This is a genomic window from Gemmata sp. SH-PL17, assembly GCF_001610855.1.
Lineage (GTDB): Bacteria > Planctomycetota > Planctomycetia > Gemmatales > Gemmataceae > Gemmata > Gemmata massiliana.
The window spans coordinates 2,208,873-2,230,305 of the sequence record NZ_CP011271.1; the positions used below are offsets into that span (position 1 = coordinate 2,208,873).

Sequence of the window (21,433 nt, forward strand, 5' to 3'; positions counted from 1 at the left end):
CGGCGTCCCGCCGCGCCGCGGGAAGAAGCTCCGCAACCACCTCAAGAACGTGGAAAAGAAGCTCCACGACGCCGGCCCGGTTAGCGTGAAGCAGGCGGTCGCCGAACTCAAGAAGCTCAAGCGCGCGAAGTTCGACGAAACGGTCGAGATCCACATCAACCTCGGTATCGACCCGACCCAATCGGACCAGATGGTGCGCGGCGCCATTCCGCTGCCCCACGGGATCGGGAAGAGCGTCCGCGTCGCGGTGTTCTGCCAGGGCGACAACGTCGAGAAGGCGAAGGCCGCCGGTGCGGACGTGGTCGGCGGTGCGGACCTCGTCGAGAAGGTGCAGAAGCAGAACTTCCTCGACTTCGACGTGGCCCTCGCGTCGCAGGACATGATGGGTCAGGTGTCGCGCCTCGGTAAGGTGCTCGGGCCACGCGGCCTGATGCCGACCCCGAAGGCCGGTACCGTGGTCCCGGCCACCGGCGACCTCGCGAGCGTGGTCCGCGAGTTCAAAGCGGGTAAGGTCGAGTACCGGTCGGACAAGACCGGGCAGATCCACGCGGGCGTCGGGAAGATGAGCTTCGACGAGCAGAAGTTGGTCGAGAACATCAACGTGTTCGTCGAGCAGATCCGCTCGGTCAAGCCGTCCGGGGTCAAGGGTAACTTCATCAACGGGGTCGTCCTTTCGGCCACCATGTCGGCGGGCATCCGGCTGACGGTCTGAGTTGTGTTCGCGTTTAGTGTTTGGTCCCTCGCGCTGGGATAGAGGTTCGGGGCGGAGTCGCCCGCGACGCTCCCGGACAGGGGCCGAGGCTAAGCACCCCACACCGACACCAAATACGAGCCAACTGCGAGTCCACAATGAGCAAGAAGATCAAAGAACTGGAGCTGAACGATCTCCGCAAGACGTTCAAGGGCGTGCGGGACTTTGTCCTGCTGGAGCCGCTGAAACTCGACTCCGCCGCGGACTACACGCTGCGGAAGAACCTGCGCGACAAGAAGGTTCGCGTGAAGATGGTCAAGAACAGTTTCGTGAAGAAGGTGTTCGACGAGAACGGGATGAAGGTCGATCCGGGTTCCGGCCCGACGCTCCTGTGCTGGGGCGCGGACAGCCCGAAGGCGCTCGGCACCGCGGTCGACGCGGTCCTGAAGCAGCTCCGCCCCGATCCCAAGCTGCCCGAGAAGGTTAAGGCGAAGACCGGGATCGCCGACGGCGAACTGATGCCGCTGGACCAACTCAAGGTTATCCCGACTCGCCAGGAGGCGATCGGCGACGTGCTCAACGCTCTGCTCAGCGCCGGCTCCTCGATCGTGGGTGCGCTGACCGGTCCGGCGACCCAACTGGCCGGCATCCTGAAGGCCATCGAAGAGAAGGGCGAAGGCGCTCCGGCCCCGGCCGCGGGCTGAACCCGTGAGTCGTGACCGCTGTCTGTAGTTGTCCGGGGCTTTGGCCCGAACTCAGAAAAATAGCCCTCAAGGGCTGAAGAATAAAACGGAGCCCGGGGCAGTACCCGGGCTTTAACCCGACCAGCTATTACGCTCCTAGCCGGACCGCTTCACCCGGCGCTGTTTTAAAGGAACTGAGACATGGCATCCGTTACCGAACTCGGCGACCAACTCGCGGCCCTCACCATCGCGCAAGCCGTCGAGCTGAAGAACTACCTGAAGGACAAGTACCAGATCGAACCCGCCGCCGGCGGCGTTGTGATGTCCAGCAGCCCGCAACAGAATACTACGCAAGAAAAGGCGGCTGAGCCGACCGAATTCAACGTGATCCTCGATAGCTTCGCCGACAAGGTGAAGACGATCAAGGTCGTCCGTGAACTGACCGGCCAGGGGCTGGGCGAAGCCAAGGCGACCGTTGAAGGCGCGCCGAAGGCCATCAAGGAAAACGTGGACAAGAAGACCGCTGAAGATGTGAAGAAGAAACTGGAAGAAACCGGCGCGAAGGTCACCATCAAGCCGGCCGGCTAAGTGGGAGCCGCGTTCCACTCGTAATGAGTGGGCGTTTTTGGCAGACTGCAAAAAAAATGCCCAGGTGGGGTGACTTTTCTGTCCCGCCTGGGTATTATTATTGTATGGCGGGTTTCCCGCTTTCGCTCTGTTACGACCCTAGCGTTCCCGCTCCGCTCTCTTCCTCACATGATGTGTACGAAGCGGGTGAAGTGGGGCGATTCCGCGTAGCCAGTGGTGAAAATGCACACAACCCACTCGCTTCGATGTGTCGTACCTTCTCGATTCAACACCATGCCGATGCCCGTTGACGTCCCTCATCCGAACCCGGCAGCTATTGTGGCGGGTCTGTATGGGGGAGTCGTATTTTCTGTGCCCCCGATAGGTGCGACTCGCGCCGGGGCCGCCTACATCGTCACTCAATAACGCCCGCTGCTCAACGACGCAAGGCCCGTTGCCACCAGGGGCGACGGTGGCCCATACGTCGTGCCATCGTTTCAACCTGGGTAAGGAGCACACCGATGCCGATCCCGGCCCAGCGGATCATTACGCCGGATACCGTTCGTAACTTCGGTCGTTTCGGCGATGCCGTGGACGTCCCGGACCTCACCGACGTGCAGACCCGGTCCTACGACCGGTTCCTGCAACTCGATGCGTCTTACGACCGGCGCACGCATACCGGACTCGAGGGTGTGCTGCAAGAAATTTTCCCCATCGAGAGCTACGACAAGCGCATCTCGCTCGAGTATTTGCGGTACGAACTCGGCAAGCCGCGCTACGACGCGGACGAGTGCCGCCAGTTGCGCCTCACCTACGGGCGCCCGTTCCGCGTGTGGCTCCGGCTCCGCAAGACCGAGGGCGAGCCCGTCGAGGAAGAAGTCTACCTCGGCGACATGCCCATCATGATCGGGGGCGGCGAGTTCATTATTAACGGCGCCGAGCGCGTCGTCGTATCTCAGTTGCACCGCTCGCCCGGCGTAGACTTCGTCGTCACCCGCGAAGCCGACAAGGACCTCCACTCCTGCCGCATCATCCCGGAGCGCGGGAGCTGGATCGAGATCAACGCGACCAAGAAGGACACGCTCGGGGTCCGCATCGACCAGTCGGGCAAGTTCTCCGCGGTGACGCTCCTGCGCGCGATGGACCCGGCGTACTCCACGACGTCGAGCATCATCAAGGAGTTCTTCGGCGACGCCATTGAGACGGTGAAGCTCAACGCGAAAGAGGCGCGCGGCAAGCTCGTTGGTGACCCCGACGCCAACGTGATGCCGTACATCGCGGTGGAAGACGTGATCGACCCGGAGAACGGCGAGGTGTACCTCGACGCGGGCAAGCCGTTCACGTCCGACAAGTTCGACAAGATCTCGGTGACGCAGGTCGGCTCCGTTCAGGTGATGCCGTACCCGAAGGACCCGATCATCCTCAACGCGATCGCCGAGGACGTCGGCACCGCGGTCGACTCCAAGGACTCGCACGAAGGCGCGCTGCTCAAGATCTACCAGCGCCTCCGCCCGGGTAACCCGCCGCAGCTCGAAAAGGCCAAGGAACTCTTCAAGGAGAAGTTCCAGGACGCGAACCGCTACCGCCTCGGGCGCGTCGGCCGGTTCCGCATCAACCGGAAGTTCGACCAAACTGTCGCCGAAACGGAGATGACGCTCCGCAGCGTCGACTTCGTGAACTCGGTGAAGTACCTGCTCGACCTGCGAGCCGGTAAGGGCCACGTGGACGACATCGACCACCTGGGCAACCGGCGCCTGCGGACCATCGACGAACTGGCCGCCGACGAACTCCGCAAGGGGTTCCTCAAACTGCGCCGCACGGTGCAGGAGCGCATGGCGATCCGCGACCAACAGGACATGAGCCCGCGGTCGCTCATCAACCCCAAGAGCGTCAGCGCCGCGATCGAGTACTTCTTCGGCCGGTCCGAACTGTCGCAGGTCGTGGACCAGACGAACCCGCTCGCGCAGCTCACGCACGAACGGCGCCTCTCGGCCCTCGGGCCGGGCGGTTTGAACCGGAAGCGCGCGGGCTTCGAGGTCCGCGACGTCCACATCTCGCACTACGGCCGCATCTGCCCGATCGAGACGCCGGAGGGGACGAACATCGGTCTCATCTCGTCGCTCTCGATCTACGCCGAGATCGACGAGTACGGGTTCCTCATCACGCCGTACAAGAAGGTCCACAGCAAGAAGTTGACCGACGAGGTCGTGAAGCTCCGGGCCGACGAAGAGGCCGACGCGGTGCTGGCCCCGGCCGACACCCCGACCGAGGGCGACAAGGTCACCGCGGACCGCGTCAGCGGCCGGCAGAGCGGCGAACTGATGATGATCCCGGCCGAGAAGGTCGAGTACATCGACGTCTCGCCGAAGCAGATGGTCGGCGTCTCCGCCGGGCTGATCCCGTTCTTGGAGCACGACGACGCGAACCGCGCGCTCATGGGTTCCAACATGCAGCGCCAGGCGGTGCCGCTGTTGATCCCGGAGCCGCCGCTCGTGTCCACCGGCCTGGAAATCGACGTGGCGCGCCACTCGGGGATGCTCGTCCGCGCCCAGGAAGACGGCACGGTGGTGTTCGTGGACGCCGAGCGCATCAAGCTCGAAGAGAAGGACAAGATCGTCCGCGAGTACGTGCTCCGCAAGTACCACGGCCTCAACGAGCGCACGTGCTTGAACCAGAAGCCCATCGTGCGGATGGGGCAGAAGGTCAAGAAGAACGAGATCATCGCCGACGGTGCCGCGACCAAGAGCGGCGAACTCGCGCTCGGGCGCAACGTGCTGGTCGCGTTCATGTCCTGGGAGGGGTACAACTTCGAGGACGCGATCATCATCTCGGAGCGCCTCGTCAAGAACGACACGTACACCTCGATCCACATCGAGGAGTTCGACATCGAGATCCGCGAGACGAAGCTCGGGAAGGAAGAGTTCACGCGCGACATCCCGAACGTCTCGCCGAAGGCGCTCGCGAACCTCGACGAGCACGGCGTGGTCCAGATCGGTACCTACGTGCGCCCCGGCGACATCCTCGTGGGCAAGGTGTCGCCCAAGTCGCGGTCCGAACTGACCCCGGAAGAGAAGCTCCTGCACGCGATCTTCGGGCGCGCCGGTGAGGACGTGAAGAACGACTCGCTCGAGGTGCAGTCCGGTACGGAAGGGCTCGTCATCGCCGCACACCGGTTCAGCCGCCGGGCGCACATGACCGAGGACGAGAAGAAGCAAATCGACAAGGAGCGCAAGGACATCGAGACGCAGTTCAACAAGAAGATCGCGGAGCAGTTCCGCGAGTTCGTGAAAGCGCTCGAAGAAGTCCTCGACAAGAAGGAACTGAAGGATCCCAACACGGGCAAGCAGCTCGCGTCCGACAAGGACGACAAGGTGGTCGCGGAGCAGGCGAAGGAGTTCAAGCTCGAGAAGCTCGACATCCGCACGCCGGACAGCCAGAAGAAGGCCCACAAGATCTACGGGCGCCACTGGGAGCGCATCCAGTTCTTCATCGACGAGCAGGAGCGCAAGCTCAACTCGCTCAACCGCGGGGACGAACTGCCCAGCGGCGTGCAGCAGATGGTGAAGGTCTACGTCGCGACCAAGCGCGTGATCTCGGTCGGCGACAAGATGGCCGGGCGCCACGGGAACAAGGGGGTCATCTCGAAGGTGCTGCCCGAAGAGGACATGCCGTTCCTCAAGGACGGCACCCCGGTGGACATCCTCCTGAACCCGCTCGGCGTGCCGAGCCGTATGAACGTGGGCCAGATCCTCGAGACCCACCTCGGGTACGCCGCCGCGAAGCTCAAGTTCAAGGCGGTCACCCCGGTGTTCGACGGCGCGACCGAGGAGGAAATCAAGTCCTCGCTCGAAGAGGCCGGCATCCCGACGACCGGCAAGAGCGTGCTGTACGACGGGCGCACCGGCGAGGCGTTCGACCAGCCGGTCACGGTCGGGTACATCTACATGCTCAAGCTGCACCACCTTGTTGATGACAAGGTACACGCGCGGGCGACCGGGCCGTACTCGCTCATCACGCAGCAGCCCCTGGGCGGTAAGGCCCGGTTCGGCGGCCAGCGGTTCGGTGAGATGGAAGTGTGGGCTCTCGAGGCCTACGGCGCCGCGTACATCCTCCAGGAGCTGCTCACGGTCAAGAGCGACGACGTGGAGGGGCGCACGAAGATCTACGAGAGCATGGTGAAGGGCGAGAACACGCTGGAGGCCGGCACCCCCGCCAGCTTCGACGTGCTCACGCACGAGATCCGCGGCCTCGGATTGAACATGTGCCTGGAAAAGAAGCGGGTGTAACCGCGGGCGCCCGGGGCACTGCCCCGGGCCGAGGAGTCTCGCCCCCTCCGGGGCTAAAAATACGCCGGTGCAGGCTGTAAGCCTGCGATTTCTCAGCCCAGGGCAACGCCCTGGGCTCGGGACACAGAACGCGACCTCCTGCCGCAAAGGGGATTCGATATGAGCACCGCCGCGAACAACAACAAGAACGCCGACGCTTCCGAGGGCACGAGCTACGAGCGGATCAACGACTTCGGGGCCGTGCGCATCTCGCTCGCCAGCCCGCAGGACATCCACTCGTGGTCCCACGGCGAGGTGAAGAAGCCGGAAACGATCAACTACCGCACGTACCGGCCGGAAAAGGACGGGCTGTTCTGCGAGAAGATCTTCGGGCCGGAAAAGGACTGGGAGTGCTCCTGCGGCAAGTACCGCGGGATGAAGTACAAGGGCATGATCTGTGACCGGTGCGGCGTGAAGGTCACGCACTCGCGCGTGCGCCGCAAGCGCATGGGGCACATCCAGCTCGCCGCGCACGTGGTCCACATCTGGTTCTTCAAGGCCATGCCGTCCCGCCTCGGGACGCTCCTGGACATGAAGACCACGAACCTGGAAAAGATCATCTACTTCCAGGACTACGTCGTCATCAACCCGGGCGACACCGAGGTCACCAAGCTCAAGGAGCGCGAGCTGCTCAACGAGGAGCAGTACAAGGAGAAGCGCGGCGAGCACGGCGACATGTTTGAAGTGGACATGGGCGCCGAGGCGATCAAGAAGCTCCTCGAGCGCCTCGACCTCGTGAAGCTCTCGGTGGACCTGCGCGAGCGCCTCGACAAGGAAGTGGCGCGCGGCGAGAAGAAGTCCAAGCAGCGCGAGAAGGAACTGGTCAAGCGCCTCAAGACGGTCGAGGCCCTGCGCGACAGCTCCAACAAGTGCGAGTGGATGGTGCTCGAGTGCATCCCGGTCATCCCGCCGGACCTGCGGCCCCTCGTGCTCCTCGACTCGGGCAACTTCGCGACCAGCGACCTGAACGACCTGTACCGCCGGATCATCAATCGGAACAACCGGCTCAAGAAGCTCGTCGACCTCAACGCGCCGGAAGTCATCATCCGCAACGAGAAGCGGATGCTCCAGCAGTCCGTGGACGCGCTGTTCGACAACAACCGGTGCAAGCGCCCGGTGCTCGGGAGCAGCAACCGCCCGCTGAAGTCCCTCACGGACATGATTAAGGGTAAGCAGGGCCGGTTCCGCGAGAACCTGCTCGGCAAGCGCGTCGACTACTCCGCGCGGTCCGTGATCGTCGTCGGCCCGGAACTCAAGCTGCACCAGTGCGGGCTCCCGAAGAAGATCGCGCTCGAGCTGTTCCAGCCGTTCATCATCCGGCGCCTCAAGGAGCTGAACCACGCGGACACGATCAAGTCCGCGAAGAAGATGCTCGAGCGCAAGGACGACGTGGTGTGGGACATCCTCGAAGAGGTGACCCGGAGCCACCCGGTCATGCTCAACCGGGCGCCGACGCTGCACCGGATGGGTATCCAGGCGTTCGAGCCGGTGCTCATCGAAGGGAACGCGATCCGCATCCACCCGCTCGTCTGTAAGGGCTTCAACGCCGACTTCGACGGCGACCAGATGGCCGTCCACCTGCCGCTCTCGATCGAGGCGCAGGTCGAGGCGACCGTGCTGATGATGTCCACGAACAACATCTTCAGCCCCGCGAACGGGAACCCGATCATCACGCCGTCCCAGGACATCGTGATGGGGTGCTACTACCTCACCGCGAGCCGCGGGGCCGAGGACGAGGCGGTCGAGGCCGGCGACGGGATGGTGTTCCACAGCCCGCTCGAACTGTTCCGCGCGCACGCCGAGCACAAGCTCGGGATGCACGCGAAGGTCCGCGTGCGCATGCCGATCGAGAAGAAGGTCATCAGCGAGGTGAAGGACGAGAAGGGCAACCCGCGGGCCGAGGAGCTGCCGCGCAAGTCCAACGGCCTCGTGCGCACCACCGTCGGCCGGGTCATCTTCAACGACATCCTGCACCCGAAGATGGCGTTCTACGACCTGCCGCTGTCGAGCAAGCACCTGAGCCGCATCATCGCGGACTGCTACCAGGTGCTGGGCCGGCGCGAGACCATTTCGCTGCTCGACCGGATGAAGGAGACCGGGTTCCGCCAGGCCACCCGGAGCGGCCTGTCGTTCGCCGCGAGCGACCTGCGCACGCCCGACAACAAGGAAGGCGTGCTCAAGGACAAGGACAAGGAAGTCGAGAAGGTCCGCAAGAACTTCGACCGCGGGATCATCACCGAGACCGAGCGCTACAACAAGGTGATCGACTTGTGGATGGAGGCCCGCGACCTCATCACCAAGAAGATGATGACGGACCTCCGGGACGACCGGCGCAAGGACCAGGTGACGGGCAAGGAGGTGCCGTACCTCAACCCGATTTACCTGATGGCCCACTCCGGTGCCCGTGGCGGTATCGAGCAGATCCGTCAGTTGGCCGGTATGCGTGGCCTCATGGCCAAGCCGAGCGGGGCGATCATCGAGACGCCCATCAAGTCGAACTTCCGCGAGGGCCTCACGGTGCTGGAGTACTTCTCCAGTACGCACGGCGCGCGTAAGGGTCTGGCCGACACCGCGCTCAAGACCGCCGACTCCGGGTACCTCACCCGCAAGCTGGCCGACGTCGCGCAGAACGTGGTCATCACGATGCACGACTGCGGGACGACGAAGGGCATCAGCAAGGGCGTGATGTACAAGGGCGACGAGGTGGACCGGTCGCTGTCGGACGCGATCCGCGGGCGCGTGAGCCGCAACTCGATCCCGAACCCGACGACCGGGAGCGAGATCCTCGCCGAGAACGAGATGATCACCCCGGGGAAGGCGAAGGAACTGGAGAAGATCGGGATCGACAAGATCACCGTGCGCAGCCCCATGACGTGCGAGGCCCCGCTCGGCGTGTGCCGGCTGTGCTACGGCATGGACCTCGCGACCGGCTCCATCGTCGAGGACGGGATGGCGGTCGGGATCATCGCGGCCCAGTCGATCGGTGAACCGGGTACGCAGCTCACGATGCGGACGTTCCACATCGGTGGTGCGGCCCAGTCGCGCGGGAACGTCGGCGACAACGAGCACAAGACCAAGAAGGGCGGGATCGTCCAGTTCGAGCGGATCACGGTCGTCACCAACGACGAGGGCAAGAACATCGCCCTCGCCCCGCGCACCGGTGAGGTCGTCATCATCCGCGGTAAGGACATCGCCGAGCGGTACGGCGTGCCGCACGGGGCCGAGTTGCTCGTGACCGAGGGGCAAGAGGTGCCGGCGACCACGGCGCTGGTGCGGTGGGACCCGCACTCGGTGCCGCTCATCGCCGAAGAGTCCGGGATCGTCCGGTTCAAGGACATCAAGGAGGGCGTGACGGTGCGCCGCGAGATCGACCGCGCCACGGGCGTCGAGCGGCTCACCATCATGGAGCACAAGGGCGACCTGCACCCGCAGATCATCGTCGAGACCGGGAAGGGCAAGGACGACCGGGTGTACTACATCCACGAGCGCGCGAACCTGCAGGTGGTCAACGGCCAGAAGGTGTCGGCCGGGTCCATGCTCGCGAAGACGCCCCGCGAAGTGTCGCAGACGCAGGACATCACCGGCGGTCTGCCGCGGGTGACGGAGCTGTTCGAGGCCCGGCGCCCGCGCAACCCCGCGGTCATGGCCGAGGTCGCGGGCCGGGTGCGCATTGACCCGACCCGGAAGCGCGGCAAGCGCATCATCGAGGTCATCCAGGAGACCGAGGACGGGAAGTCGCTCGGCTCGGCCCGCGAGCACTTGGTCCCGGCCAGCGCGCACGTCCGGGTCCACCCGAGCGAGTACGTGAAGGAGGGCGACCCGCTCGTCCACGGGCCGCTCGTCCCGCACGACATCCTGAAGATCCGCGGCGAGCAGGAGGTCCAGGAGTACCTGGTCCGCGAGGTGCAGTCGGTGTACCGGTCCCAGCGCGTGGACATCGACGACAAGCACATCGAGATCATCGTCGCGCAGATGCTCCGCAAGGTGAAGGTGACCCGCACCGGCGACACGGGGCTCCTGCCCGGCGCGGTGATGGACAAGTTCGCGTTCGACGAGGTGAACCGCCGGCTCACCGAGGAGTGCGTGAAGGTGGTCAACGCGGGCGACACGACCCTGGTCGCCGGGCGCGTGTACAGTCGTGAGGCGTTCGACGAAGAGCGGGTGCTGATCGAGAAGGACAAGAAGAAGCAGCAGCCGACCTTCACGATCCCCGAACAGGCCGACCGCGAGGTCCAGTTGCTCGGGATCACGAAGGCCGCGGTCCAGTCGGACAGTTTTATCAGCGCCGCGAGCTTCCAGGAAACGACGAAGGTGCTGACCGAGGCCGCGCTCGCCAGCAAGGTCGACTACCTCGTCGGCCTGAAGGAGAACGTGATCCTCGGGCACTTGATCCCGGCCGGTACCGGGTTCAAGACGCACCAGGAGGCCGAGGTCAAGATCAACGTCCCGGGCGGCGGGTTCCCGGCCCCGGCGCTGACCGAGGCGGACGTGCCGCCGGCCCCGGAATCCACGGGCGCGTGATTCGTGAACGGGGAAGTCGGAGCGCGGAACTGAAGACAAAAGGGGCGTTAGTTCGCGTCTCGTTCGCCCCGCGTTCCGAATCCCCCGTTCGCGCTTTTTTAAATGGGGGACTTCCCGCTCGCGAGCGGGACACTAACATACTTATTCCCGTTCGGCCGCCGCCGACGGTTGAACAGGACCAGACGAATGCCGACGATTAACCAACTGATCAAAAGCCCGCGTCAACCGCAGCGCTCGAAGCCCAAGCACCCGGCCATGCAGGGGTGCCCGCAGAAGCGCGGCGTGTGTACGGTCGTCAAGACGATGACCCCGAAGAAGCCGAACTCGGCGCTCCGGAAGGTGGCCCGTGTCCGGCTCTCGAACGGCATCGAAGTGACCGCGTACATCCCCGGTGAGGGGCACAACCTGCAAGAGCACTCGATCGTGCTCGTCCGCGGCGGTCGCGTCCGCGACTTGCCGGGCGTGCGGTACCACATCGTCCGCGGCGTGCTCGACTCGCAGGGCGTGCAGGACCGGAAGCAGGCCCGCTCGAAGTACGGTACGAAGAAGGAAGGCAAGTAAACCCGCACCGTCGCAGGTCTTAAAGTCGAAAGTCACGAGGTCGGAACCGGCCACTGACGCTTCTGGACTTTACGACTGTTCGACTTTACGACTTTCGACTGAGAAACATGGGCTCCAAAACACGCACGGCCAGCTACGACAAACTCGCACCGGACACCCGCTACGGGTCGCTCCTGTTGAGCAAGTTCATCAACTGCCTGATGCACGACGGCAAGAAGTCCGTCGCGACGCGGGTGGTGTACGACGCGCTCGACCAGATCAAGAAACGCATGCCGGACGTCGACCCGATCCAGGTCTTCACCGAGGCCCTGGGGAACGTCAAGCCGTCGCTCGAAGTGCGCTCGCGGCGCGTCGGCGGGGCCAACTACCAGGTGCCGATGCAGGTGAAGCCGAAGCGGGCCGAGAGCCTCGCGATCCGCTGGATCCTGGCGGCGATCCGCGCGAAGGCCGGCCGCCCGACTCACCTGCGGCTCGCCGAAGAGCTGATGGCCGCCTTCCAGCGCCAGGGCGAAGCGATGAGCAAGCGCGAACAGACCATCAAGATGGCCGAAGCGAACAAGGCGTTCAGCCACTTCGCTTGGTGATTTGATTGGCCAGCTACCAGTGGTCAGTGATCGGCGCCGCGAACCCGGCACCGGTCACTGACCACTTTCCTTTTGTCCGCTGTGGGTACACTGAGAACTGGGCACTGAGAACCGAACACGGGTGCGACAATGGCCAAAAATACGGGTGTTGACCTGACCCGCGTGCGGAACCTCGGGGTCATCGCGCACATCGACGCGGGCAAGACCACGACCACCGAGCACCTGCTGTACTACGCCGGCGCCAAGCACAAGCTCGGGGGCGTCGACGAGGGTACGACCGATACCGACTACGACCCCGAAGAACAGGCCCGCGGGATCACGATTTACTCCGCGTGCGTGCCGTTCGAGTGGGCCGGGCACACCATCAACCTGATCGACACCCCGGGGCACGTCGACTTCACGGCAGAAGTCGAGCGCTCGCTCCGCGTGCTCGACGGCGCGGTGGTCGTGTTCGACGGGCAGAAGGGCGTGGAGGCCCAGTCCGAAACGGTGTGGCGCCAGGCGAACCGCTACGGCGTCCCGCGCATGGTGTTCGTCAACAAGATGGACGTCGTGGGCGCGAACTTCGCGCGCACGCTCGAATCGGTGCGCTCGCGGCTCACGCCGAACCCGGAAGAGCAGGGGCGCCCGGTCCCGATCATCATCCCCATCGGTTCGGGCGGCGCGGCCGACAGCCGCACGCCGTTCGGCGGGGTGATCGACCTCATCGAGATGAAGGCCAAGTTCTTCGACGCGGGCGATTTCGGGAAGACCGTGCGCATCGCGGACATCCCGGAAGAGAACCTGGCTGAGGCACAGGAGTACCGCGAGCAGTTGTTAGACGCCATCACGGATCACGACGAGAAAGATCTCGTCGCGACCGCGGCGCTAAAAGACCTCATCACATCCGCGCGACTGGAGGGCACGGAGGCGGACCCCGCGAAGCTGCGACAGCTCGTGCGCGAACAGTGCCTCGCGCGGAAGATTTACCCCGTGCTGGCTGGGAGCGGGCGCGAACACATCGGCATTCAGCCGCTTCTCGACGCGGTCACGTTCTATCTGCCCAGCCCGCTCGACCGTCCAGCCGTGGTCGGCACCGACGCGAAGGGCAAGGAGCAGAAGCGGAAGCCCGACCCGAAGGAGCCGTTCTGCGGGCTGGTGTTCAAGGCGTCCTGGCACCCGAACGGGAACCGGTTCTTCATCCGCGTGTATTCCGGCGTGATGAAGCCGAACATGCGGGCGTACAACCCGGGCAAGGACACCAAGGAGAACGTCGCGAAGCTGTTCCACGTCCACGCGGACCCGGCCCGCGGGCTGGAAGAGGTCGAGAACGGTCCGGCGGGCGACATCGTCTGCGTCGTAGGGCTGAAGGACACGGTCACGGGTGACACACTGTGCGAGACCGCGCACCCGATCCTGCTCGAAACGATCACGTTCGCGGAAGCCGTCGTGAGTCAGTCGATCGAGCCGGAGAGCGGCGCGGACAAGGACAAACTCGCGCACGCCCTCGAGGTGCTGCAACTCGAAGACCCGACGTTCAAGCTGAAGGTGAGCGAGGGGCAGACGGTGATGAGCGGGATGGGCACGCTCCACCTCGAAGTGAAGCGCCACCGGCTCGAGCGCGACTTCCGGCTCAAGGTGCGGGCGTACCCGCCGCGTGTGAGCTTCCGTGAGATGCTGAAGGCGCCGCGGACGGTCGACGTGAAGGTCGAGAAGCTCGGCGACAAGCCCGCGTTCGCGGAGCTGAAGGTGTCATTCACCAACTTCAAGACCGACAAGCCGGTCTCCGTGTTCAACGTGGTGAACACGGACGCGAACCCGGTCCCGGTGGCGTTCCTCGCGGCGGCGGAAAAGGCGCTCTTCGATTCGCTCCAGACGGGCGAACTCGGCTACCCGATGATGAACGCCCAGGCACGCCTGCTGGACGCGAAGTTCGACCCGCAAGTGTCCACGGAAGACGCCTTCGTTGCGGCGGCGATCCGGGCGTACCGCGAGGCGACGCAGGACAATGTGCAGTTGCTCGAACCGATCATGAAGGTGACGGTAACGACGCCGAATCAGTTCGTCGGGTCGATTCTCGGCGACCTCACTCGTCGGGGCGGGCAGATCGACGCCCAGGAGATGAGTCCCAACGGCGATATGGTGGAACTCATTTCTCGCGTCCCGCTGCGGGAACTGTTCACCTACGCGAACGAAGTGCGCAGTTTGAGCCAGGGCCGTGCGGCGATGGGCATGGAGCCGCACAGCTACGAACCGGCCCCGGATTCAGTGCTCCGCCAACTGATGGGCGAGTGACCCTACGTCGCACGATGTGGGGATCTTCTATACCCGATCGTTGTTCGCGTGCGGGTGACTTTGGTTCTTGGTCTGGTGGCACAGGCCTCTGGCCTGTGGAGACACTCACACAGGCCAGAGGCCTGTGCCACCAGAAAAAATACCGATTTGCCTCACTCCGGCCGCTCGGAGAGCAACAGCCAGCCGTAAGCGCGGAGCGCCCGGGGCCAGCCGGCCCGGGTGCCTTCGGCCGCGAGCGGAAGCCCGTCGAGCGTCCGGAACCCCGCCTCCCATAACATCATGACTGCCTCGCGTTTCATGAAGTGGTGAAGCGTGAGCGGCGCGCCGCCGTAGGCTTGAGACATGGTGATGTCGCCGGCGGACGGACGCTCGAACAGCGTGCGGAAGAACTGACCGCCCACCCGAGAAAGCCCCAGTCCGCGGAAGAACCGGTTGTGGACGTGCAGCACGAACCGTCCGCCCGGCTTCAGCAGGCGGAACACATTGGCCAGCACCTTCGCGCGGTTCTCCTGTCCGCGCACCATTCCGAGCGTGCTAAACAGACACGCGGCGAAATCGAACGATCCCTCGGGTAACGCGGACAGGTCGACGAGGTTCGCGTTGACGAAGGACGCAGAGCCCCTCCCCAACCCCTCCCCCAATGGGAGAGGGGCTTCAGAGCCCAGTTTCTGCTCCCCCTTCCTTTCTAGGGAAGGGGGATGGGGGGGTAGGTTTTCCCGGGCCTTCGCGAGCATTTCGTCCGACAGATCCACCCCGACGCAGTCGTACCCCTTCGCGGCGAAGTGAACGCACAGGCGCCCGGTACCGCACCCCAGATCCACCAACTTCCCGGGCGCGGGGAAGCTCTGTTCGCAGAACGCGACGTCCGCCGACGCGAGCGGTGAGGTGCGCATCTGGTCGTCGTAGTTGGCGACCATGTCGGCGGCGTGGAAGTAATCCCACAAACCGCGGTCGACGCCCGGAGGGAGCTGCCAATCGGGAATTGCCATTAGCCATTAGTCCTTGTGTCTGCGGTCGATCCGCGTGCATACTGAGCAATGTACCGGTCCCTCTCCCTCCGGTACACGTAGGCCCATCGACGAAGGACCAGACGTGCGCAGCACCGATATTCGTATCCGCGACGTGTACTTCGATTACGAAGATTTCCGCTACCGTGCGCCGATCAAGTTCGGCGGGGTCGCGCTCGACCGCGTTACGATTTTGAACGTGCGAATGGAGGTCGAGAGCGGCGCCGGGAAGACCGCGATCGGGTTCGGGTCGATGCCGCTCGGGAACGTGTGGGCGTTTCCGTCGCGCGTATTCACCTACGACCAGACGCTCGGCGCGATGCGCTACCTCGCGTCGCGCGTGGCCGGTGACTACAAACTGTGCGGGCTGAGCGGGCACCCTATCGACATCACGCACCGGCTGGAACCGGAACTGTTGCTCGCCGGGGACGACTTCACCGCGCTGCACCAGTGGCAGGAACCGGTGCCGAAGCTCGCGGTGCTCGTCGTCGCGTCCGCGTTCGACGCGGCCCTTCACGATGCTTACGGCAAGCTCCACGGGCTGAACTGCTTCCGCACGTACAGCCGGGAGTTCCTGCCTAACGACCTCGATCACTACCTCGGCGCGGGGTTCGAGGGGCTTCATCTGAGCCAGTTCGTGACCGAAGAACCCAAGCCCCGGATGCCGCTGTACCATCTCGTCGGCGCGCTCGATCCCGTTACCCCCGCGGACGTGACGAAGCCCATCGGCGACGGGTTGCCCGAGCACCTCGCGGAATGGATCGCGCGCGACGGGCTGACGCACCTGAAGATCAAGCTGAACGGCGACGACTTGCGGTGGGACGCGGACCGCGTCGCGGCCGTTCACCGCGTGACGGAGGAGGCGCAGCGGAAGCGGGGGGTGACGAAGTGGTGGTACTCGCTCGATTTCAACGAGCGGTGCCGGGACGTGAACTACCTGCTCGATTTTATTCTGCTCGCCAAGCTCGGGATGTCGCAAGCGGGGTTCGAGCGCGTCCAGTACATCGAGCAGCCGACCGCGCGCGACCTCAAGGCGCACCCCGAGAACAAGATGCACGCGGTGGCGAAGCAGGTGCCCGTCGTGATCGACGAATCGCTGCTCGACCTCGAATCGCTGAAGCTGTCGATGGAGATGGGCTACACCGGTGTGGCATTCAAGGCGTGCAAGGGCCAAACGCAGACACTGCTACTGGCTGCAGCCGCGCAGAAGTACGGGCTGTTCCGGTGCGTGCAAGACCTGACGTGCGTGGGGGCGTCGCTGATTCATTCCGCGAGCATCGCGGCGCACGTGCCGGGCGTGGCGGCGATCGAATCGAACGGGCGCCAATACTGTCCCGTCGCGAACGAGCCGTGGAAGTCGAAGTTCCCGGGCGTGTTCGCCATCACGGACGGCACGATGAACACCGCCGTTCTCAACGGTCCGGGTCTGGGAGCGGTGTGAGAACGGTTATTCCTTGCGCTCGCGGGCGCGCCCGTCGGGGATGACGGTCCAGACGCCGTCTTCCTCACCGATCTTTTCGCCGCCGTTCACCGTGAGGGCTGCTCGGAGTGCTTCGGGTGTGGTTTCTTTGGACAACCGAAGGACCGCGCCGTCGGCGTTAACTACCGCGGGCTGCTTGTACCAGCTACTTATGCCGTGGGGCGTGTCGACGCGGAAATCCATCGTATCGAAGGTGAGGTCGCGTGGTTCCATCCAGTGGACGTCGAGCCCGTTGTTCTCGGCGATCAGAATCGTCCAGCTCGTACCGTCCTTGATCTCCTCGGGTTTGCGCCCCTTCGTGCCCGGCCACATCGTATCCGTGCCCACGACCGCGAGGTAGTTGGTTGTTGTGGTCGGAAATTCAGTTCCGTGGAGGGCCAATGCCTTTGGCATCCGCGGGGCGAGGTGGCTGTTGTTCGGTCCGTTCCACGGCTCATCGAACCGGTACGACTGGAACAAGTCATCGTACCCGAGGTGGGGTAGAATGAGGACGCGCCAACTGTGCCACGGCAGGCCGTCCGGCCCGAGTTGGTACGCCGGTGGGTAGTGCCCGTTTGCGTCTGCGTAGGTGGCGACCGCCAACCCCAGTTGCTTGAGGTGTCAGTCGTCTGCCATGCGCCGGGCGGCGTCGCGAACTTTCTGCACGGCGCGGACGAACCCGTACCCGCCCGCGCCGAGCGCACCCGCGACCGAGAGCCTGATGAACTGCCGGCGCGAGATTGGAAGTGCCATCGCAAAACTCCCAGAGTTGTTACGGGAGTCATTATTGCGTTCGTTGAAGTTTCGGTCAAGCGGGTGGAGCTATCCCGCGCCTGCTGACCTCGACTCTCCGCGGCGTACCGCGTACTTTCCCAACCAACTCAAGGAGGTTGTTATGGAGCGAGTTGTTGGGATCGGTGGCGTGTTCCTGAAGGCCCGTGATCCGAAAGCCCTGGCAGCCTGGTACCGGGACCACCTCGGAGTCCCGGTCGACCCGGACCAAACCTACGGGGCGCTGACCTCGTCTGGTGCGGGCGAGACGACGGTTTGGTCGACCTTCCCTACCGACACGCAATACTTCGGCCCCGGCCCGGCGATGTTCATGGTCAACTACCGGGTGAAGAACCTGGACGCCATGCTGACGCAACTCCGCGCCGCGGGCGCCCAAGTCGAGGACAAGGTCGAGACCTACGAGTACGGCCGCTTCGGTTGGGCGACCGACCCGGAAGGCAACCGGTTCGAGTTGTGGGAGCCGAAGTAACGGCTTACCCAGCGCGCACCCGGCGTCTATTCCACGTCGAGGATCAGGTCCGGCACCCAGCACCCGGGCGTGTGCGGGTCTTCGTGCGGGTCGCGGCAGTGCGAGAGGATCTGTTCGTCCTCGCAGCCCGCGTCCTGGAGCGCGTCAGCCAAAATCGGCAGCGCGCCCAAATCACCGATCTGCGCGAGTCGCGCGAGGGCCTGCACGTCATGCGTGCGCCATTCGGGGGCGAACACGGGGGCGGTCGCGGATCGGGCGATCGCTGTTTGTGCCCAAACCCATTTCGGCGGGACCGGCGGAACTGCCCCTCCCATCCCCAGCGCCCACTGCACTGCCCCGACCGCGGTGTGTGATGCGCGAGACGCTTCCCGCGCATCGCCCGCCCGCAGTCCCTCGAAAATGCTCCACACGTCCGAAACAGCCCGTCGGCCGGCTTCCGTCGCACCCGCTTCGGCCTCGCGGAGCGCTGCGACGAGCGCGGCGAGCGGAACGAACCGGTTGGTGTACGCGCGGCCGACGTCCAGCATCTTCCGGATGCGGTGGTCGGTGTACAGCCCGAGCGCGTACCCCGCGCACCGGCACGCCACCGCCACGCGCTTGCGCGTCGTCGCCAGCGGACCGTATTCGCACGCCGCACACCGTACTTCTCGGTTGCCGACCCGAGGGCCGGTCGTTGATTCGACCAGTGACATGAACGCCCCTCCGTCCCCGCACGTCGGCGCGCGGCCGTAAACGAGCGGGAAGACCCGAAAATGGGAAAGCCGGAACGGGGCGCGAGGCGCCAAGCTCCGGAAACGGGTGGTTAACGGGGGGCTCTAACAGCGCAGACGTGCGCAGAGTGGGTCGGTGGGTGTGTGTCGCGTGCTAACGTTGTCGCGGACAACGCGGGCGCCAGATGCGGGCGCAGCGCGCGTGGGGCGGTTACTGTCGAGGGCAGGGCGTTCGGTATTAAGTGCTTGGCGGCTCGTCGGCGCGGCGAGTTCGATCTCGCGGCCGTCGTCCTGATCTTCGCTCGGGACCGATTCTGTGGTGGTACGTGCGAGGGATTCCGGCCCGGCCCAACTGACCGAAGGGATGACGAGGAACAGAGCCAGCACGAATTGTGCGAGGCGATGGAGCCGAGGAGAGGGCATATCTAATTATCGGCGCGCAAGTGACCCATGTCTAATGATTTCGTTTTGAAAGCCCCGATCTTGAGCCATATTGCAAGAAATCCGGACCGCTAACGTAGCGACAGAAAGATATTCGCGCGGTCCGGTATGACCTATCGAACGGGTTGGTTTTACCGATGCCCGCTCGTATTTTTGCTGTGGGGCTTCCTCTCTCGGCCCCACGGAGCGCCGATACCGCAATGAGTACGCACCTGCCAGGGACCGGCATCGACGACACGCCCGTCGCTGAGAGCGACCTGGTCGAGTACTTCCACGAGGGCGCGAAACCGCGTTCTGCGTGGCGCGTCGGCGCGGAGTTCGAGAAGATCGCCGCCGATCGCTCGACCGGCCGGCAAATCGGCTTCGACGACGGTATCGAAACGGTTCTGCGCGCGCTCGCGCTTCTATTTTCCTGGGAACCGCACTACGAATCGGGGCGGCTCACGACCCTTACCCGCGGTCGATCTACAGTTTCCGTGGAACCCGGCGGGCAGCTCGAACTGTCCACCGCGCCCTCGGAAAACCTCGCAGAATTGCGGTCGGAACTCGACACTCACTTGAACGAACTGCGGGCCGTGACCGACCCGGCGCGGGTCGCGTGGATCGCGAGCGGCGTCACGCCGGTCAGCACAATAACCGAGATCCCGCTGAACCCGCGCCCGCGGCACCGGCTCATGGCCGAGTATCTGCCGACTCGAAGCGCGTTCGCGCTCCACATGATGAAGGCAACCGCGAGCACGCAGGTCACGTTCGACTTCGCGGACGAAGCGGATGCGGGGCGCAAGTTCGCGCTCGCGCTCCGGCTCGGTCCCGTTGTGAATGCGATGTTCGCGAACGCGCCAATGTTCGCGGGTCGGCGCACGGAGTTCGTGTCGTATCGGGGGCACGTCTGGCACGGCATGGACCCGGACCGCAGCGGGCTGCTCACGGACCTGCTCGCGGGTGAGGTCACGTTCGCGCGCTGGGTACAGCTCGTTCTCGACGTGCCGCTCTTGCTCCTCACCGACGGCGAATCGCTCCGGCCCGCGCCGGGCGTGACGTTCCGCACGTTCCTGAACCACGGGATCGACGGCCGGTTCCCGACGCGGCACGACTGGGACGTTCACCTCTCGACGATGTTCACCGAAGCGCGCCTCAAGCGATTCCTCGAAGTGCGCGGCGCGGACGCGACCCCGGCCCCGCTCGCGCTGGCGGTCCCCGCGATCTGGAAGGGGCTGCTCTACGACGCGGACGCGCTCGGCGCCGCGACCGATCTCGCGCGCCACTTCAAACCCGAAGAACTGCGCCCGCTTTCGGAAATGGCTTCGCGCGCGGGGCTGCGTGCGGAATACCGCGGGAAGCCGCTGACGGACTGGTGCCGCGAAATCGTGGCGATCGCGGACGCGGGCCTGAAACACCAGGACGAGGACGCGACGTTCCTCGACCCGCTCCGTGCGGTGCTCGCGTCCGGGCGCTCGCCGGGCGACGTATGGCCGAAGGGCGGAGCGCCCGAGGCGCTCGCCGCGTGCGAATACGGGGGGTAATGGGTCGAACGGGTTCCCGCCCGTATCCCGGGTGTTGCCGCCGAAGCCTGCGCGTGCGATGTCCCGGCCCGGAATCGTGTGTGCGTGACGTCCCCGCCCGGAACCCAGGGCGTTGCCCTGGGCTGGGGAATCGCAGGCCTTCGGCCTGCCCGATAATTCACCCCAACGGGGTGGGATTCCCCAGCCCAGGGCAACGCCCTGGGATCCGGGCGGGGACAACACATCTGGGACACGGACGCGGACAATGCCCCGGTTTTGGTTCGGGCCGAGGGCAGTGCGAATCAATCCCAGACGGTCCGTTCGTCACATTCCTCGCCGGCGCGGTGGAGCAGACCGCGGAACTCGTCCTGGAACGGTTGCTCGGCGTGGTGCTGCGGCTGATTCGCGATGTACGCGGAGACCCGCGGCACGTTCTGCGGGCTAACCGAGAACGCGCCGTAACCGTTCTGCCAGTAGAAGTTGCTCGCCCCGCCGTTTTCCTTTGCCCACTTCGATGATTGCTTCTTGAGTTCCTCCACTGCCTTGCACAGCGCGACCGTTTTGTGCAGCGCGAAGAGGATGTGAACGTGGTCCGCGATCCCGCCCGCGATGATCGCCGGGCAATCGATTCCCTTCGCCGCGCCGATCAGGTACGCGAACATCGCCGGGTACAAGTCGCCGGTGATGAGCGGTTCGCGGTACTTCGTGCTGAACACCAGATGAATCAGGTTTCGGGCGACGGATTGCGACACAACGGGTGTTCCTCGGTGGGAGTGGTCTCCGGTGGGCATCCAGAACCCAGGGCGTTGCCCTGGGCTGGGGAATCGCAGACCTTCGGCCTGCGTTG

The 21,433-nt window shown here is 64.8% G+C and carries 16 protein-coding genes; 11 read left to right on the forward strand and 5 right to left on the reverse strand.

Annotation, left to right across the window (positions count from 1 at the left end):
* Positions 1 to 49 precede the first annotated feature (49 nt).
* The 8 genes from rplA (at position 50) to VT84_RS09320 (ending at position 14,206) form a co-directional block, all read left to right on the forward strand.
* The gene (gene rplA, locus VT84_RS09285) at positions 50 to 712 is read left to right on the forward strand and encodes a 50S ribosomal protein L1 (RefSeq protein ID WP_052559664.1); all 663 of its coding nucleotides are present in this window, start codon (positions 50 to 52) and stop codon (positions 710 to 712) included.
* A 137-nt stretch (positions 713 to 849) separates the two neighbouring features.
* On the forward strand, positions 850 to 1,395 hold the full coding sequence (gene rplJ / locus VT84_RS09290) for a 50S ribosomal protein L10 (protein ID WP_052559665.1): 546 nt from the start codon (positions 850 to 852) through the stop codon (positions 1,393 to 1,395).
* 180 nt (positions 1,396 to 1,575) lie between these two features.
* Positions 1,576 to 1,962, forward strand: coding sequence for a 50S ribosomal protein L7/L12 (gene rplL / locus VT84_RS09295; protein WP_082839336.1), 387 nt, complete (start codon positions 1,576 to 1,578; stop codon positions 1,960 to 1,962).
* Positions 1,963 to 2,462: 500 nt separating this feature from the next.
* Positions 2,463 to 6,227: a DNA-directed RNA polymerase subunit beta gene (gene rpoB / locus VT84_RS09300; RefSeq protein ID WP_052559667.1), complete on the forward strand. Its 3,765-nt coding sequence runs from the start codon at positions 2,463 to 2,465 to the stop codon at positions 6,225 to 6,227.
* 159 nt (positions 6,228 to 6,386) lie between these two features.
* Positions 6,387 to 10,787 (forward strand): DNA-directed RNA polymerase subunit beta', encoded by a 4,401-nt coding sequence (gene rpoC / locus VT84_RS09305; protein ID WP_082839337.1) that lies wholly within the window; start codon positions 6,387 to 6,389, stop codon positions 10,785 to 10,787.
* A 186-nt stretch (positions 10,788 to 10,973) separates the two neighbouring features.
* Positions 10,974 to 11,348, forward strand: coding sequence for a 30S ribosomal protein S12 (gene rpsL, locus VT84_RS09310; RefSeq protein ID WP_052559669.1), 375 nt, complete (start codon positions 10,974 to 10,976; stop codon positions 11,346 to 11,348).
* A 107-nt stretch (positions 11,349 to 11,455) separates the two neighbouring features.
* Positions 11,456 to 11,932, forward strand: coding sequence for a 30S ribosomal protein S7 (rpsG, locus tag VT84_RS09315; protein ID WP_052559670.1), 477 nt, complete (start codon positions 11,456 to 11,458; stop codon positions 11,930 to 11,932).
* Between the two features lie 129 nt (positions 11,933 to 12,061).
* Positions 12,062 to 14,206 (forward strand): elongation factor G, encoded by a 2,145-nt coding sequence (locus tag VT84_RS09320; RefSeq protein WP_052559671.1) that lies wholly within the window; start codon positions 12,062 to 12,064, stop codon positions 14,204 to 14,206.
* A 152-nt stretch (positions 14,207 to 14,358) separates the two neighbouring features.
* Here VT84_RS09320 and VT84_RS09325 read toward each other — a convergent pair whose 3' ends face one another.
* Positions 14,359 to 15,195: a class I SAM-dependent methyltransferase gene (locus VT84_RS09325; RefSeq protein WP_082839338.1), complete on the reverse strand. Its 837-nt coding sequence runs from the start codon at positions 15,193 to 15,195 to the stop codon at positions 14,359 to 14,361.
* A 103-nt stretch (positions 15,196 to 15,298) separates the two neighbouring features.
* Between VT84_RS09325 and VT84_RS09330 the strand changes: the two genes are divergently transcribed.
* Positions 15,299 to 16,654, forward strand: coding sequence for a mandelate racemase/muconate lactonizing enzyme family protein (locus VT84_RS09330; protein ID WP_082839339.1), 1,356 nt, complete (start codon positions 15,299 to 15,301; stop codon positions 16,652 to 16,654).
* A gap of 6 nt (positions 16,655 to 16,660) precedes the next feature.
* Here VT84_RS09330 and VT84_RS09335 read toward each other — a convergent pair whose 3' ends face one another.
* On the reverse strand, positions 16,661 to 17,281 hold the full coding sequence (locus tag VT84_RS09335) for a DUF1559 domain-containing protein (protein ID WP_082839340.1): 621 nt from the start codon (positions 17,279 to 17,281) through the stop codon (positions 16,661 to 16,663).
* Between the two features lie 12 nt (positions 17,282 to 17,293).
* Complete coding sequence (locus VT84_RS41655; protein ID WP_255359539.1) at positions 17,294 to 17,425, reverse strand: hypothetical protein; 132 nt, start codon at positions 17,423 to 17,425, stop codon at positions 17,294 to 17,296.
* A gap of 142 nt (positions 17,426 to 17,567) precedes the next feature.
* Here VT84_RS41655 and VT84_RS09340 point away from each other — a divergent pair, with 142 nt between their 5' ends.
* Positions 17,568 to 17,933 (forward strand): VOC family protein, encoded by a 366-nt coding sequence (locus VT84_RS09340; protein ID WP_052559675.1) that lies wholly within the window; start codon positions 17,568 to 17,570, stop codon positions 17,931 to 17,933.
* 26 nt (positions 17,934 to 17,959) lie between these two features.
* Here VT84_RS09340 and VT84_RS09345 read toward each other — a convergent pair whose 3' ends face one another.
* Positions 17,960 to 18,625, reverse strand: coding sequence for a hypothetical protein (locus VT84_RS09345; RefSeq protein WP_052559676.1), 666 nt, complete (start codon positions 18,623 to 18,625; stop codon positions 17,960 to 17,962).
* A 659-nt stretch (positions 18,626 to 19,284) separates the two neighbouring features.
* On the opposite strand from VT84_RS09345, the gene VT84_RS09355 reads away from it, so the two are divergent.
* Positions 19,285 to 20,607: a glutamate--cysteine ligase gene (locus VT84_RS09355; RefSeq protein WP_162271645.1), complete on the forward strand. Its 1,323-nt coding sequence runs from the start codon at positions 19,285 to 19,287 to the stop codon at positions 20,605 to 20,607.
* A 281-nt stretch (positions 20,608 to 20,888) separates the two neighbouring features.
* On the opposite strand, the gene VT84_RS09360 is transcribed toward VT84_RS09355, so the two are convergent.
* Positions 20,889 to 21,338 (reverse strand): transposase, encoded by a 450-nt coding sequence (locus tag VT84_RS09360; RefSeq protein WP_052559679.1) that lies wholly within the window; start codon positions 21,336 to 21,338, stop codon positions 20,889 to 20,891.
* Between the last annotated feature and the right edge of the window lie 95 nt (positions 21,339 to 21,433).

Coding starts and splice junctions, on each gene's coding strand:
- rplJ (WP_052559665.1), top strand. CDS start 850: ATGAGCAAGAAGATCAAAGAACTGGAGCTGAACGATCTCCGCAAGACG.
- rplL (WP_082839336.1), top strand. CDS start 1,576: ATGGCATCCGTTACCGAACTCGGCGACCAACTCGCGGCCCTCACCATC.
- rpoB (WP_052559667.1), top strand. CDS start 2,463: ATGCCGATCCCGGCCCAGCGGATCATTACGCCGGATACCGTTCGTAAC.
- rpoC (WP_082839337.1), top strand. CDS start 6,387: ATGAGCACCGCCGCGAACAACAACAAGAACGCCGACGCTTCCGAGGGC.
- rpsL (WP_052559669.1), top strand. CDS start 10,974: ATGCCGACGATTAACCAACTGATCAAAAGCCCGCGTCAACCGCAGCGC.
- rpsG (WP_052559670.1), top strand. CDS start 11,456: ATGGGCTCCAAAACACGCACGGCCAGCTACGACAAACTCGCACCGGAC.
- VT84_RS09320 (WP_052559671.1), top strand. CDS start 12,062: ATGGCCAAAAATACGGGTGTTGACCTGACCCGCGTGCGGAACCTCGGG.
- VT84_RS09325 (WP_082839338.1), bottom strand. CDS start 15,195: ATGGCAATTCCCGATTGGCAGCTCCCTCCGGGCGTCGACCGCGGTTTG.
- VT84_RS41655 (WP_255359539.1), bottom strand. CDS start 17,425: ATGGCACTTCCAATCTCGCGCCGGCAGTTCATCAGGCTCTCGGTCGCG.
- VT84_RS09340 (WP_052559675.1), top strand. CDS start 17,568: ATGGAGCGAGTTGTTGGGATCGGTGGCGTGTTCCTGAAGGCCCGTGAT.
- VT84_RS09345 (WP_052559676.1), bottom strand. CDS start 18,625: ATGTCACTGGTCGAATCAACGACCGGCCCTCGGGTCGGCAACCGAGAA.
- VT84_RS09355 (WP_162271645.1), top strand. CDS start 19,285: ATGAGTACGCACCTGCCAGGGACCGGCATCGACGACACGCCCGTCGCT.